Raw genomic sequence first — 14,749 nt, forward strand, 5'->3', positions numbered from 1 at the left:
GGGGGGACGGGTCAGTCGTGGTCGCCGATTTCGGCGAGGCGGGTCGCCTCGTCGGCGGTGATGCACGACTCGATCACGGCATCCAGGGCGCCGTTCATCACGGTGTCCAGGTTGTACGCCTTGTAGCCCGTGCGGTGGTCGGCGATGCGGTTCTCCGGGAAGTTGTACGTGCGGATGCGCTCCGACCGGTCCATCGTGCGGATCTGGCCCTTGCGAACGAGGGATGCCGCGGCGTCGATCTCTTCCTGCTGACGGGCCAGCACGCGGGCACGCAGAACACGCATGCCGGCTTCCTTGTTCTGGAGCTGGCTCTTCTCGTTCTGCATCGCCACCACGATGCCGGTGGGCAAGTGGGTGATCCGCACGGCGGAGTCGGTCGTGTTGACCGACTGGCCGCCGGGGCCGCTCGACCGGTAGACATCGATCTTGAGGTCGTTCGGGTGAATCTCGACTTCCTCGGGCTCATCCACCTCGGGGAAGACCAGCACGCCGGCCGCCGAGGTGTGGATGCGCCCCTGCGACTCGGTCGCCGGCACCCGCTGCACGCGGTGCACGCCGCCCTCGTACTTCAGGTGCGCCCAGACGCCCTCTGCGGGGTCGCTGGAGTTGCCCTTGATCGCGAGCTGGATGTCCTTGATGCCGCCGAGGTCGCTCGTGGTCTGCTCGATGATCTCGGTTTTCCACCGCTTGGATTCCGCGTAGTGCAAGTACATGCGCAGGAGGTCGGCGGCGAACAGCGCCGATTCGGCGCCGCCCTCCCCCATCTTGATCTCCATGATCACGTCGCGTGCGTCCAGCGGGTCCCGCGGGATCAGCAGGCGCCGCAGCTTCTCGGCTGCGGCCTCCTGCGCCTCAACGAGGTCGGGGATCTCCTCGGCGAAAGACTCGTCTTCGTCCGCGAGTTCGCGGGCGGCATCCAGGTTCTCGCCGATCTCTTTCCACTCGTACCAGGCCGCGATGATGCGGCTCAGTTCGGCATACCGACGGTTGACCTTCTTCGAGCGGGCCGGATTCGCATGCAATTCCGGATCCGCCAACTGGGCCTGCAGCTCGTCGTGCTCAGCCAGCAGGGTCAGGACAGATTCGAACATCAGTGGTCCTTGTCTGACCCGTTCGGGGTCGGCATCGACTTCTGCACCTGCATCAGGAACTCAACGTTGGAGGAGGTCTCCTTGAGGCGGCCGAGGATGACCTCGAGCGCCTGCTGCTGCTCCAGCCCGGCGAGGGCGCGGCGCAGCTTCCAGGTGATCTTGACCTCGTCGGCGCTCATCAGCATCTCCTCGCGGCGGGTGCCGGATGCGTTCACATCGACCGCGGGGAAGATGCGCTTGTCGGCCAGCTGGCGCGACAGGCGAAGCTCCATGTTGCCGGTGCCCTTGAACTCCTCGAAGATGACGTCGTCCATCTTGGAGCCGGTCTCCACGAGCGCCGAGGCGAGGATGGTGAGCGAGCCACCGTTCTCGATGTTGCGTGCGGCGCCGAAGAAACGCTTCGGCGGGTACAGCGCGGATGCGTCGACGCCACCGGAGAGGATCCGGCCCGAGGCCGGGGCCGTCAGGTTGTAAGCGCGTCCGAGGCGGGTGATCGAGTCGAGGAGCACGACCACGTCGTGGCCCAGCTCGACCAGACGCTTGGCGCGCTCGATGGCGAGCTCGGCGACGGTCGTGTGGTCCTCGGCCGGACGGTCGAAGGTGGAGGCGATGACCTCACCCTTGACCGTGCGCTGCATGTCGGTGACCTCTTCCGGACGCTCGTCGACCAGGACGACCATGAGGTGAACCTCGGGGTTGTTCGTGGCGATGGCGTTGGCGATCTGCTGCAGGACGATGGTCTTGCCGGCCTTGGGCGGCGAGACGATCAGGCCGCGCTGGCCCTTACCGATCGGCGCGACCAGGTCGATAATGCGCTGCGTCAGCTTGCCCGGCTCGGTCTCGAGGCGCAGGCGCTCCTGCGGGTAGAGCGGAGTGAGCTTCTGGAACTCGACGCGGTTGGCGGCTTCTTCAACGGTGAGGCCGTTGATCGAGTCGACCTTGACGATCGCGTTGTACTTCTGGCGACCGCTCTGGTCGCCCTCGTGCGGCTGACGGATCGAGCCGACGACGGCGTCACCCTTGCGCAGGTTGTACTTCTTGACCTGGCCGAGTGAAACGTACACGTCGCTGGCACCCGGCAGGTAGCCGGAGGTGCGCACGAAGGCGTAGTTGTCGAGAACGTCGAGGATGCCGGCGACCGGGATCAGCACGTCGTCGTCGCTCAGCTCGGGCTCGAAGTCGTCTCCGGTGCTCGGGCCGCGACGCTTGCGGTCACGGAAGCGGTTGCGGTTGCCACGGCCGCCCAGGTCCTCGTCGGGACCGTTGCGGTCCTGACCCTGACGGTCCTGACCCTGACGGTCCTGACCCTGACGGTCCTGACCCTGACGGTCCTGACCCTGACGGTCCTGACCCTGACGGTCCTGACCCTGCTGACGATCCTGGCCCTGCTGGCGGTCCTGCACCTGCTGGCCCTGCTGGCCCTGCTGACGGTCCTGGCCCTGCTGACGATCCTGGCGGGCGGATGCCTGGCGCTGGTTCTGCTGGCGTCCGCCGTCTTCGGGGCGCTCAACGGCCTGGCCGCGGTCGCCGCCGCGGCTGCGGCTGCGGCTGCGGCCCTGGCGAGGCTGCTCGCCCTGCTCGGACTCGTCGGCTGACTCGGTCGACTCGGCTGACTCGGTCGACTCGGCTGATTCGGTCGGCTCGCCCTGCTCGGACTCTTCGGTCGGCTGGACGCGTTCGGCCTGCTCGGTCGGCTCAGCGGACCGGGCCTGCTGCTCTTCCTGGTTCCGGGCGTCGATGCTCTCGCGAGCATCGATGCTGTTGCGTGCGCCGCCGCGGCCCCGACGGGCGTTCCGGCCGGAGCCGGCGGTGGCCTCGGTTGCAACCTCGGTGGTTGCCTCGGCTTCAGGCGCGGCCTCGGTGGGCGCTGCCGGAGCAGCCTCGGCCTCGAGCGTCGCGGCGGCGGCCGCGATAACGGTGGCCGAGCTGGCGCGCTTGCGGGCCTGGCGAACCGGCTTCTCGACCGCAACGGGCGGCTGCGCCGCATCGGTGTCGGTGGAGCCGGCGTAGGTCGCCGGTGCGGCGGTCTTGCGGGAGTTGGCGGCGGGCGCATCCGGAAGGATGATGCCGAAGTCGAGGGCACCGTCAGCGCTGACGTGTGCGCCGGCCGGCGCGGCGGTCGCCGTGGTGACGCGACGAGAGGCGCGCTTGCGCGGCGCCTCGGTGACGGCCGGGACAGCGACGTCGGTCACTGCTTCGGCAACTGCTTCGGCGCTCACGGGAGCGGCGGAGCCGGCGTTCCTGGACTGGATCTCGGAAATTGCTTCCACGAGTTCTCCTTTACGAAGCTTCGAGGCACCCGGGAGGCCCAGCTCGCCGGCCAGAGCCTGGAGCTCGGCGACGCGAAGGGTGTTGAGGTGGGCTGTGCCCGCACCGGAGGTGCGGAGGTTGACATCGGTCACGAAGGGGGTTCCTTTCGCCTGGTGCTCGATGAGCTGAACCAGGAGACATGTTGCAGCGACTGACGCGCTGCGGGTGAACCAATCCGAAGATGGAAAGGATTGGTGTAAACCACACAGCCACGCACGGAAGACGCGATAGCAGTGAGTTACAGGGAATACACCGGAGAACAGATCCGCACGTTACGCGGTTTCTATCGGGTGCAGTTCGACTCTAACACTCCACCCCGGCACGCCGACGAATCCGCGCACGACACGCGGCCCCCAATCCGAGTGTGGCGGCCGCGGAGGCCGGCGGCCTACGTCTGCGTGCGGGTGACCGTCGCGCCCTGGGAGTCCACGGCCAGCATGAGCGCCTGCCACGGGGTCTCCGAGCGCGCGGCGACGAGGTCGGCCGCCACGAGTCGCTGGCCTGGATCGCTGGCGAGCACGAGCACGGATGGCCCGGCACCGGAGACGACGGCGGCGAACCCGTGCTCGCGCAGCAGCGTGATCAACCGGTCGGTTTCGGGCATCGCGGCGGCGCGGTAACGCTGGTGGAGCTTGTCTTCCGTGCCCGCGAGGAGCAGTTCGGGGCTCTGGATCAGCGCGGCGATGAGCAGCGCCGACCGGGACACGTTGAAGACGGCGTCCTCGTGGGGAACCGACTCGGGCTGGAGGCTCCGGGCGAGCGCGGTCGACATGGCGTGCTCCGGCACGAGGACCAGGGGCTTCACCCCGCGGTGCACGATGAGCTTCTTGTGCCGCGGACCCTCCGGCGTCACCCAGGCGATCGTGAGGCCGCCGAACAGGGCGGGCGCGACATTGTCCGGGTGGCCTTCGAGCTCGGTCGCCAGGGACAGGAGCGCCTCGGCGTCGATGTCGACGATGCCCTCGAGCAGCCCCTTCGCAGCCACGATGCCCGACACGATGGCCGCACCCGACGATCCGAGGCCCCGTCCGTGCGGGATCACGTTGTGGGCGACCAGCTTCAGGCCGGGCAGGTCCTGGCCGTACGCGGCGAAGGTGTGCGCGATGGCCCGGACGACGAGGTTGGTTTCGTCGGTGGGGACTTCACCCTCGCCGACGCCGTGTACCTCGACGAGCACGCCGGGGGTGTCCACGACGGTGACGTCGAGGTGGTCGTAGAGGGCCAGGGCCAGGCCGAGGGTGTCGAACCCCGGGCCCAGGTTGGCCGTGGTCGCCGGCACCTGCACGGTGACCGCACGGCCGGACAGGACCGGCCGGCCGGCCAGTGCGCTGGTCGTGGTCATGCCTTCGCCAGGCCCAGCACGGAGGCGATTTCGGCCGTGTCGACGGGCACGATCGTCGGCTTCACGTCGGAGCCGTCGGGGGTGCGCAGGGCCCACTGGGGGTCTTTCAGGCCGTGGCCGGTGACCGTGAGCACCACGGTGGAGCCGGCCGGGATGTGCCCGGACTCGGCACGTTCGAGCAGTCCGGCGACGCTGATCGCGGAGGCCGGCTCGACGAAAATGCCGACCTCGGCCGAGAGGATGCGCTGGGCCTCGAGGATCTTCTCATCGGTGATGGCGCCGAAGTATCCGTTGCTCTCCTCGCGGGCGTTGATCGCCAGCTCCCACGACGCCGGGTTGCCGATGCGGATGGCGCTGGCGATGGTCTCGGGGTGCTCGACCCGGTGGCCGAGCACGAGCGGGGCGCTGCCCGCGGCCTGGAAGCCGAACATCCGCGGCAGCTTCGTGGTCGCACCGCGCACGAGCTCTTCGCTGTAGCCGCGGTAGTAGGCGGTGTAGTTGCCGGCGTTGCCGACCGGGACGAAGTGGAAGTCGGGGGCGTCCCCGAGCACCTCGACCACCTCGAACGCGGCGGTCTTCTGGCCCTCGATGCGGTCGGGGTTGACGGAGTTCACGAGGTGCACCGGGTAGTTGGTCGCGAGCTCGCGCGCGATGTCGAGGCAGTCGTCGAAGTTGCCCTGCACCTGGAGCAGCTGGGCGTTGTGGGCGATCGCCTGGCTGAGCTTGCCCATGGCGATCTTGCCTTCGGGCACCAGCACGACCGCGGTCAGCCCGGCGTGGGTCGCGTAGGCGGCGGCCGAGGCCGAGGTGTTGCCGGTCGATGCGCAGATGACGGCCTTGGCGCCGGCCTCGACGGCCTTCGAGATGGCCATGGTCATGCCGCGGTCCTTGAACGACCCGGTCGGGTTCATGCCTTCGTACTTGACCCAGACCTTCGCACCCGTGCGAGCGGAGAGGGCCGCGGCCGGGATGAGCGGGGTTCCGCCTTCGCCGAGGGTGACGATCGGCGTGGCATCCGTGATGTTCAGGCGGTCCGCGTACTCGTGGAGCACGCCGCGCCACTGCCTCGACACGGGCCGGCGGGACTTGTCTTCGCTGGACATCAGACTCCTTCAACTCTCAAAACGGATGCGACCTGGGTGACAACGGGGTTGGCCGCCAGGTCATTGACGGTCGCGGCGAGCGCGGCCTCGGTGGCCTCGTGAGTTCCAATCACAAGGGTAGCCGTGGACGAAACGGGCGCGTGGCTGGCGGTTCCCGGCTGCGCGGGAGTCATCGACTGCTCCACGAGCGCGAGCGAAACATGGTGGTCGGCGAACACGCTCGCGATGGTGGCGAGCACGCCGGGCTCGTCGGCGACCTCGAGGGTGACCGCGTAGCGCGTGGTCACGCTGCCGATGTCGAAGACGGGAAGGTCGGCGTGGCTGGACGCCGCGAACCCGGGCCCGCCGGCGACGTGCCGCCTGGCGAGCGACACGAGGTCGCCGAGCACCGCGGATGCCGTCTCCACTCCCCCGGCGCCGGCGCCGTAGAACATCAGGCTGCCGGCGGCTTCCGCCTCGACGAAGACGGCGTTGTTGGCGCCGTGCACCGCGGCGAGCGGGTGGCTGCGGGGCACCATGGCCGGGTAGACCCTGGCCGACACCCCGGCGCGGCCCTCTTCGTCGACGAGCCGCTCGCAGATCGCGAGCAGCTTGACGACGTAGCCCGCCTTCCGGGCCGATTCGATCTGTTCCGGCGTGACCGACGTGATGCCCTCGCGGTACACGGATGCGAGGGGGACGGTGGTGTGGAAGGCCAGGCTGGCGAGGATCGCGGCCTTCTGCGCCGCGTCGTAGCCGCCGATGTCCGCGGTCGGGTCTGCTTCGGCGTAGCCGAGCTCGGTGGCGACGGCGAGGGCTTCCTCGAGGGTGTCGCCGGCGACATCCATCCGGTCGAGGATGAAGTTCGTGGTGCCGTTGACGATGCCGAGGATGCGGTTGACCTGGTCGCCGGCCAGGCTGTCGCGCAGCGGGCGCACGATGGGGATGGCGCCGGCGACGGCAGCCTCGTAGTTGAGTTGGGCGCCGACGTGGTCGGCGGCCTCGAACAGTTCCGGGCCGTGGGCGGCGAGCAGCGCCTTGTTGGCGGTGACGACATCCGCGCCGGAGTTGATCGCCATCAGGATGTAGCTGCGGGCCGGCTCGAGGCCGCCGATCAGCTCGATCACCACGTCCGCGCCGAGGATGAGGGATTCGGCATCCGTCGTGAACAGCTCCTGCGGCAGGTCGACCGTGCGCTCGGCGTTGACGTCGCGCACCAGGATGCCGACGAGGTCGAGCCCGGCGCCCACCCGGTTCGCGAGTTCCTCCTTCTGCTCGAGCAGCAGTCGCGCCACCTGGGCGCCGACGGAGCCGCCGCCGAGCAGGGCAACACGCAGGTTGCGGTATTCGATCATCGGAGAACGTCCTTCTGTTCGGTGGTCGAGCCTGTCGAGACCCCCGTGTCGCGCGCCAGCAGGTCCGCGATGCTCTCGCCGCGCACGAGCACGCGCGCGGCGCCGTCCCGCACGGCGACGACCGGGGCCCGGCCCTGGAAGTTGTAGTTGTTCGACAGCGACCAGCAGTATGCCCCGGTCGCCGGCACCGCGAGCAGGTCGCCCGGTGCCACGTCGGCTGGCAAGTAGTCGGCGTCCACGACGATGTCGCCGCTTTCGCAGTGCTTGCCGGCGATGCGCACGAGCGCCGGAGCGGCGCCCGACACGCGATCGGCGATCCGCACCGAGTAGTCGGCTCCGTACAGCGCCGGGCGGGCGTTGTCGCTCATCCCGCCGTCAATGCTCACGTAGAGCCGGGTTCCCCCGGCCACCTCGACCGGTTTGATCGTGCCCACCTCGTACAGGGTGACCCCGGCCGGGCCGATGATGGCTCGCCCGGGTTCGAAGGCGATCGCGGGAATCGGGATGCCGCGGCGCCGGCACTCGACGGACACGATGTCGGCCAGCCCGGCGGCGAGTTCGCGGATGGGGGTGGGCGCGTCGGCGGTCGTGTAGGCGATGCCGAATCCGCCGCCCAGGTTGAGCTCGGGAACGGGTCCGTCGGCGAGGAGGCCGGCATGCACGGCGAGGAGCCGGGCGGCCGACTCGGCGAACCCGTCCACGCCGAAGATCTGCGAGCCGATGTGGCAGTGCAGGCCGAGGAAGCGGAGGCTCTGTTCTGCGCGGATGGCGGCGACCAGGCGAGGCGCATCCTCGAGCACGACGCCGAACTTCTGGTCTTCGTGCGCCGTCGCGAGGAATTCGTGGGTGTGGGCGTGCACCCCGCTGTTGACCCGCAGGCGCACGGCCTGCACCGTGCCATGGCGCGCGGCGGCTGCGGCGACACGGTCGATTTCGATCGGACTGTCGATGATGATCGTTCCCACGCCCACTCGGGTGGCCTCGTCGATTTCGGCGAGCGACTTGTTGTTGCCGTGGAAGCCAAGCCTGGCCGGGTCGACGCCTGCTGCCAGGGCGACGGCGAGCTCGCCGCCGGTGCAGATGTCGATGTTGAGCCCCTCGGCCACCATCCAGCGGGCGACCTCGGTCGACAGGAAGGCCTTGCCGGCGTAGTACACCCGCGCCGAGGTGCCGATGCGCGCGAACTCGGCCTCGAAGGCCGTGCGGAGTGCGGCCGCGCGGGTGCGGGCATCCGTTTCGTCAATGACGTACAGCGGCGTGCCGAACTCGGCGGCCAGTGCGGAGGCGGTCACACCGCCGATCACCAGCTCACCATCGGCGTTGCGCGTCGTCGTCGACGGCCAGAGTCCCTCGGCGAGGTCGTTGGCGTCGCCGGGCAGGCTGAGCCAGTCGGGGGCGAGCGGATTGGTGGCCACGAGTGAAAACCTCATTGCAAATCGAGTGTGTGTCTCACTCGGCGGCGAGCGAACCCGGATTGGTCCCTGGAGCCAGGGAGGAGAAGTCGCCGTCAACGGTGGGGGCGAGTTACCGCAGATTCTAGCGAACGCGTGGTGTGCGTGCCGAATCAGCCGGCCGAGCAGGAGCCCAGGGTGGTGAGCGACTGCCGGGTGAGCATCAGCGTGCTCGACTCCAGCTTAATGCGTGCGCGCTCGGGTGTGACGTCCACGCCCGCCAGTGTTACGCCGTCGGGCAGGTACTGGGCGATGCAGATGGAGAGAGGCTCCTGGCCGAGGATGAGCGGGATGACGCCGCTCACGTCAACGCTGCCGGCGTCGCTCGTGAGGTCGGCGCCCGTCGGGGTGAAGAGCAGGCTGTCCGCCGAGGTGCTCGGGGTTGCCGTGGCCTCGTAGCCGATCTCGAAACCGAACACGGGGAACGTGCCGGAATAGCTCACCTCACCCGTGCCGAGGGTGAGTTCGGCGTCGCCGGTCTCTCCGCCGGCGGCGAGGAGGGTGTTGAGCGACTCCTGCCCCAGGTCGACGGTGCCCGTCACGTCGCGGACGGGCTTCGTCCGGTCCACCGGTACGCCGCTCGCCACCACGTGCACGGCCGCCGGAACGCCGTCCAGGGCGAACGTCGGGGCATCCAGCTCGACCCGGTCGAAGCCCCCTGCGAGGTACTGGGCAATCACCGAGGCGCCGCCGATCGACACATCGACGTCGCCCGTCGCTCCCTCGGGGAGGTTGGCTGTGATCTCGGCCTTGACGCGGTCTTCGGCCAGGGCACGCAGGCCCGAGTCGACGATGAAGAACGCGACCACGAGCCCGACCACCAGGACGACGGAGATGACGAGCGCGCCGATCCCCCGGCGTTTGCCGGCCATCGCTACATCCGCTCCGGCGCCGATACGCCAAGCAGGCCGAGGCCGTTGCGGATGACCTGGCCAGTGGCGTCGTTGAGCCAGAGCCGGGTGCGGTGCAGGTCGGTCACGGGCTCGTCGCCCAGCGGGATGACGCGGCAGTTGTCGTACCAACGGTGGTAATAGCCGGCGAGCTCTTCGATGTAGCGGGCGATTCGGTGCGGCTCGCGCAGCTCCGCGGCCAGCGCGACGATGCGCGGGTACTCCTGCAGCACGCCGAGCAGCGCGGACTCGGAGTCGTGGGTGAGCAGTTCCGGCGCGAACGCCGTGCGCTCCACCCCGGAGGTTGCCGCGTTGCGGGCGACCGAACGGGTGCGGGCGTGCGCGTATTGAACGTAGAAGACCGGGTTGTCGTTGGTGCGCTTGCCCCACTGGTCGAGGTCGATGTCGACCTGCGAGTCGCTGCTGGAGCGCACGAGCGCGTACCGCCCGGCATCCACGCCGACGGCGTCGACGAGGTCGTCGAGGGTGACGATGGTTCCGGCGCGCTTGCTCATCCGCACCGGCTCGCCCTCGCGGACGAGGTTGACCATCTGACCGATCAGGATCTCGTGGTGTTGCCCCGGGATGTCGCCGAATGCCTCGGTCATGGCCATCAGACGGCCGACATAGCCGTGGTGGTCGGCGCCGAGCATGACCAGGTTCTGGTCGAAGCCGCGCTCGCGCTTGTCGAGGTAGTAGCCGAGGTCGCCGGAGATGTACGCCGGCTCGCCGCTCGAGCGGATGATCACACGGTCGCGGTCGTCGCCGAACGTGGTCGTGCGCAGCCAGATGGCACCCTCGGACTCGAAGATATGGCCCTGCTCGCGCAGGCGTTCGATCGCGCGCTCGACCGCACCGGACTCGTGCAGGGAATCCTCGTGGAAGAAGACGTCGAAGTCGACGCCGAAGCTGTGCAGCTTGTCCTTGATCTCGGTGAACATGAGATCAACGCCGATCGATCGGAAGACCTCCTGCTGCTCGTCGCGCGGCAGCGCGGCGAGGTCGCCTTCGTAGAGTTCGACCACCTTGTTGGCGATGTCGGAGATGTACGCACCGCCGTAGCCGTCCTCCGGCGTGGGCTCCCCCAGGTAGCTGGCGAGCACGCTGCGGGCGAAACGGTCGATCTGCGAACCGTGGTCGTTGAAGTAGTACTCGCGCGTGACATCCGCGCCCTCCGCCTTGAGCACCCGGGCGAGGCTGTCACCGACGGCGGCCCACCGGACGCCGCCCATGTGGATCGGACCGGTCGGGTTGGCCGAGACGAACTCGAGGTTGATCTTGATGCCGGCATAGGTGGATCCCGTGCCGTAGTTTTCGCCGGCGTCGACGATCGTCTTCGCGAGCGCTCCGGCTGCCGCCGCTTCCAGGCGGATGTTGATGAAGCCGGGGCCGGCCACCTCGACGGAGGCCACGCCGGGGATCTGCTCCAGCCCGGCGGCCAGTTCGCCGGCGATTTCGCGCGGGTTGGCGCCGAGGGCCTTGGCGATCTTCATCGAGATGCTGGACGCCCAGTCGCCGTGGTCGCGGTTCCTGGGCCGTTCGAGGGTGACGTCGGCGACGGTCAGTCCCAGGTCAGCGCTCGCGCTGCCGGCCTCCCGACGACGCTCGATCAGGCGCAGGACGAGGTCGAACAGGGATTGAGAAAGTTCAGCAGGGGTCACGGCGTTCAATCCTACCGGCCGCCCCTGTTGGTAGGGTCAACCCGTGACCCTCTCCCCTGCTCTCGCTTCCATCCGCGCCCGCCGTGTTCGCTCCGGCGCCGCCCTGGCCGCCGGCGCCCTCGCGCTCATCGTTCTCGCGGGCTGCGCGCCCAGCGCCGAACCGGCCCCGAGCGCTTCGGCGACGGCCGAAGCGACCGCCGCGCCGGCCGCCAGCACCGAGCCGACGCCCACCCCCGCGGAGGACCCGGCCACCGCGGTCGGGCTCGGCTGCGACGAGGTTCTCACCCCGGATGACGTCTACGCTTTCAACCCGAACTTCGGAGCGGCCCCGGACTACAAGCCGGCCGACGGCAGTGCCGCGTCGGTCGCGGTCTCCCAGAAGGGAGTCGCCTGCAGCTGGCTCAACCAGACCAGCGGCGACGTGATCGAAATATCCATCGCCCAGCCCAACGACTCCACGTTGACCGACCTCAAGAACCAGGCCGTGTCGGCGAGCACCCCGGTGCCGACGTACGGCACCGGCGTTGACGTCGAGGGATACTTCACGGCGACCGGCGGCAAGGGCGAAGCCCAGTTCTTCACCGGCAAGTACTGGGTCGTCGCAAGCTCGGTCGAGTTCGGCGAGCCCGGCGACGCCGAGCCGCTGATCGCCGCCGCGGTCTCGCACCTGCCCTAGACTCCGGGCGCCTGCGTGCGGTCAGGACGCCCGCAGATGCTGGTAACGTAGTAGCGAACCTGGCCCCCATAGCTCAGGGGATAGAGCACTGCCCTCCGGAGGCAGGGGCGGCAGTTCGAATCTGCCTGGGGGCACCGGTGTCACGTGACAGGCCAGTTCGGACTTTTGCCACCTAGTTCGGACAAACCGGACGCCAAGCTCGTTGAGAGCCATGCCGCTGTCTTGCGCAGCCGTAACGCGAATGCGGGCCTCACCCTGTTGCGGTTGACGCACCTGAGCGAGATTTCTCTACGGACAGGTCAAACGCGACAATTCTGCATGGGCGGGCGGTGCTTATCCAGTCTCCGCGGGTCCGTTCCCGTTGGAGGTCCCGCAAACGCGTCGTCGTCCCTCAGGAAGAGTCGTTCAGCATGAGCTCCCGATCACCGCAACCGGACGGGCTTCGCCGCACCGTTGTCTATGCTTCTCGCACAACACCTGTACCAACAGGCCGATACACGTGCTAACGTCTGTGTCACTTACTTGACACACGAAAGGTTGCGGCCGTGCTCCACTTCGCTCTATTGTTCCCGCTTGTCGTCGTCGTCGCCATGATCGCGCTGGCGGTGGCCAGACGCGGCCCTTTCCGGGCCCTCCATATCTCTTCAGCCGCCGCCGCTTCGGCGGAAGCTACGAACCGTCGGCTGCGGCTGCGGCTGCGTAACGTGGGCGCTATCGCAGCGACCGTGGCTTGCGCCACGTTGCTCACCGTCGCGGGCCTTATCGGCTCGATTACGACGGAACGCCAGGAGCCCCTGGACGCCCTTCACCTGCTCCTGCTCACTCCGATCCTGACGGCCGTCACGGCAGTCGCGTTCTTCGCCTTCCTGCCGGCGTTCCCGGAGGAATCGGCGTCGAGAACGGCGGACCTGACTCGGCGGACCCCGCTCACGTTCGGCCCTCGCTCGGTGTTCGTGGCGCCTGTCGCTGCCGCGGCGCTCCTGGCATTTCTCATTGTGCTGCTCGGGGCTGTGGCCGACCCGGATGGGCGCATGCTCAGCTACTCACCCGACGTCGCAAAAATGGGTGGCGGAGGTGGCACGTTCCCCGGCCTTGTCTACGGCATTCCCCTCCTCGTCGGGATGGTGCTTCTGGCTGGCGTCCTCATCGTTGCACTCAAGCGCATCGCTTCAGCACCTCGTCCCACGGACGCGTCACTTCGCGAGGCCGATTCGACCGTGCGGCTCCTCGGAATCCGCGTGGTCACGAAAACCGCGACATCCGCCCTGCTGGTGACAGCGGGGTCACTCTGTATTCTCGCCGGGAACACGGCGGAATCCATCAACCGCGGCACCAGTGTCGACGGCCGCGGCAACCCGATTCCGGCGGATGCAACAATGCAAGCCATCGGGACCCTCGGCACCATCGCGCTGTGGTTGGGCGTTGCGCTCGTGGCTGCCGCCATCGCCTTCGTCGTAGGCGCGATCGGAGATGCTACGCGCAAGCCATTCGAGATCGCTCCCGTCGCCGAAGTGCTGGCATGATCACGATCGACGAGTCCGACCCGACCCCGCCTTTCGGGCAGATTCGCAGACAGCTCGCCGACGAAATCCGCGTGGGCAACCTTGCGCCAGGACACAAGCTACCCTCGGTGCGCCAACTCGCCGGCGACCTGAGGCTTGCGGCGGGAACCGTCGCGCGGGCCTACTCCGAACTCGAGGCAGACGGGCTGCTGGAATCGAACCGAACGGGCACGAGAGTCAAACAGATCGACGCTTTTCCTACCCAGGCCCGCGAAGCGGCCCGCGCCTACATCGCTTCGCTTAACGGCCTGACCCTGGAGGACGCCATCCGTGCCGTACGAGCGGAGTGGAAAACGACCGAGGAAGCCGCGACCCGCTAGGTGGGGCCGTCGGTGGCGGCGGCGCCGGTGAGGCACCTGGTGAATCCATTCCGCCCGGCCGCCCTTGCGGGTACCATTCCGTGCATCGCTCAACCGTGACCGGCTCGCCATAACTGCCAGCGCGGGGCTACCCAAGAGGAGTGCACCATGCGTGCAACCCGCGAACACAACAGCGGTTCCGCGCCGGCGAAGACCGCGGTTACGAACACCAATCGGGCAGCGTTGCGGGCAGGCGGAATGGCGGTTGTCATTGCCGGGCTCGGAGGCATCACGTGGTTTACGCTCGAGCTCCTGCCGCCGGTTCTCGGCTTCGACGACACCGACAACCCCGCAGTGAGCCTCGATTATCTGCGCCAGTATCCGCAGTTTTACCCACTTGCCGGGGTCGTACTTTTCATCATGGCGGTCGCGTTCGTCGTGGCGAGCTTCGCCGTCTCAGATGCGCTTGCACCACGCACTAGCAGTATCACTCGCCGAAGCCTGAGCGCGCTCGGTCTCATGTCGGCTGCATTTCTATTCATGCACGGCGTCTTGCGCGAGTCGCTGGGGCCGTTGCTCTACATCGACGGAATGAACAGCGGATGGGGCGAGTCCGCCTACCTCACCCTTCAGATGCTGGGAACCCATGGTTTCGCCCAAGCGAGCCTCCTTACGCTCTGTGTCTGGGCCGTGGGTATCAGTGTCGCCGGGGCACGCTCCCACGCCCTGCCGATCTGGTTATGCGTCCTGGGAGTCGTCACCGGCCTCCGGCTCGTGATGCTCATCACTGGTCCACTCCTGACGGCAGCAAGTATCGACTTGCCCGCGTTTCTCTGGCTTGGCTCCATGGCCCTGATCCCACTGGGAATGCTTTGGTGGCTTGCGCTCGGCGTTGTGCTGCTGGTCAAGTCCAGGCGGAATCTGCGGCAGTAGACGTCCGGCTATGGGGCGGCTCTCGATCTAGTTCAGCTCGGCGGCGGTGGCCCATGCGTGATGGGCGATCGCACGTTAACTGTCCGGGTCGTACCCG

The 14,749-nt window shown here is 68.3% G+C and carries 12 protein-coding genes and 1 tRNA gene; 5 read left to right on the forward strand and 8 right to left on the reverse strand.

Annotation, left to right across the window (positions count from 1 at the left end):
* Nucleotides 1–11 precede the first annotated feature (11 nt).
* The 8 genes from prfA to argS form a co-directional block, all read right to left on the reverse strand.
* Nucleotides 12–1,091: a peptide chain release factor 1 gene (gene prfA, locus BLQ39_RS03235; protein WP_092321665.1), complete on the reverse strand. Its 1,080-nt coding sequence runs from the start codon at nt 1,089–1,091 to the stop codon at nt 12–14.
* Complete coding sequence (rho, locus tag BLQ39_RS03240; protein WP_092321666.1) at nt 1,091–3,493, reverse strand: transcription termination factor Rho; 2,403 nt, start codon at nt 3,491–3,493, stop codon at nt 1,091–1,093. Before rho ends, prfA begins: the two co-directional genes overlap by 1 nt.
* Before the next feature lie 296 nt (nt 3,494–3,789).
* On the reverse strand, nt 3,790–4,743 hold the full coding sequence (gene thrB, locus BLQ39_RS03245) for a homoserine kinase (RefSeq protein ID WP_092321668.1): 954 nt from the start codon (nt 4,741–4,743) through the stop codon (nt 3,790–3,792).
* Nucleotides 4,740–5,846 carry a threonine synthase gene (gene thrC, locus BLQ39_RS03250; RefSeq protein WP_370255622.1) on the reverse strand — a complete coding sequence of 369 codons (1,107 nt, stop codon included), beginning with the start codon at nt 5,844–5,846 and terminating at the stop codon, nt 4,740–4,742. Before thrC ends, thrB begins: the two co-directional genes overlap by 4 nt.
* Nucleotides 5,846–7,180, reverse strand: coding sequence for a homoserine dehydrogenase (locus BLQ39_RS03255; RefSeq protein ID WP_092321669.1), 1,335 nt, complete (start codon nt 7,178–7,180; stop codon nt 5,846–5,848). Before BLQ39_RS03255 ends, thrC begins: the two co-directional genes overlap by 1 nt.
* A complete protein-coding gene (lysA, locus tag BLQ39_RS03260) occupies nt 7,177–8,610 on the reverse strand; it encodes a diaminopimelate decarboxylase (RefSeq protein ID WP_092321671.1) in 1,434 nt (477 codons plus the stop codon). Before lysA ends, BLQ39_RS03255 begins: the two co-directional genes overlap by 4 nt.
* Before the next feature lie 134 nt (nt 8,611–8,744).
* Complete coding sequence (locus BLQ39_RS03265) at nt 8,745–9,503, reverse strand: LmeA family phospholipid-binding protein (RefSeq protein ID WP_092321672.1); 759 nt, start codon at nt 9,501–9,503, stop codon at nt 8,745–8,747.
* Nucleotides 9,504–9,505: 2 nt separating this feature from the next.
* Complete coding sequence (gene argS, locus BLQ39_RS03270; RefSeq protein ID WP_092321674.1) at nt 9,506–11,182, reverse strand: arginine--tRNA ligase; 1,677 nt, start codon at nt 11,180–11,182, stop codon at nt 9,506–9,508.
* Nucleotides 11,183–11,225: 43 nt separating this feature from the next.
* On the opposite strand from argS, the gene BLQ39_RS03275 reads away from it, so the two are divergent.
* The 5 genes from BLQ39_RS03275 to BLQ39_RS03295 all read left to right on the forward strand — a co-directional run bounded on the left by BLQ39_RS03275 (nt 11,226) and on the right by BLQ39_RS03295 (nt 14,652).
* Complete coding sequence (locus BLQ39_RS03275; RefSeq protein WP_092321675.1) at nt 11,226–11,858, forward strand: hypothetical protein; 633 nt, start codon at nt 11,226–11,228, stop codon at nt 11,856–11,858.
* Nucleotides 11,859–11,920: 62 nt separating this feature from the next.
* Nucleotides 11,921–11,992 (forward strand) — tRNA-Arg (locus BLQ39_RS03280).
* A 411-nt stretch (nt 11,993–12,403) separates the two neighbouring features.
* The gene (locus BLQ39_RS03285; RefSeq protein ID WP_134575266.1) at nt 12,404–13,381 is read left to right on the forward strand and encodes a hypothetical protein; all 978 of its coding nucleotides are present in this window, start codon (nt 12,404–12,406) and stop codon (nt 13,379–13,381) included.
* Nucleotides 13,378–13,740, forward strand: coding sequence for a GntR family transcriptional regulator (locus BLQ39_RS03290; RefSeq protein WP_092321677.1), 363 nt, complete (start codon nt 13,378–13,380; stop codon nt 13,738–13,740). The genes BLQ39_RS03285 and BLQ39_RS03290 overlap by 4 nt, the downstream gene beginning before the upstream one ends.
* Before the next feature lie 147 nt (nt 13,741–13,887).
* Nucleotides 13,888–14,652 (forward strand): hypothetical protein, encoded by a 765-nt coding sequence (locus BLQ39_RS03295; RefSeq protein WP_134575265.1) that lies wholly within the window; start codon nt 13,888–13,890, stop codon nt 14,650–14,652.
* Nucleotides 14,653–14,749 lie beyond the last annotated feature (97 nt).

The organism is Cryobacterium psychrotolerans (genome assembly GCF_900101115.1).
Lineage (GTDB): Bacteria > Actinomycetota > Actinomycetes > Actinomycetales > Microbacteriaceae > Cryobacterium > Cryobacterium psychrotolerans.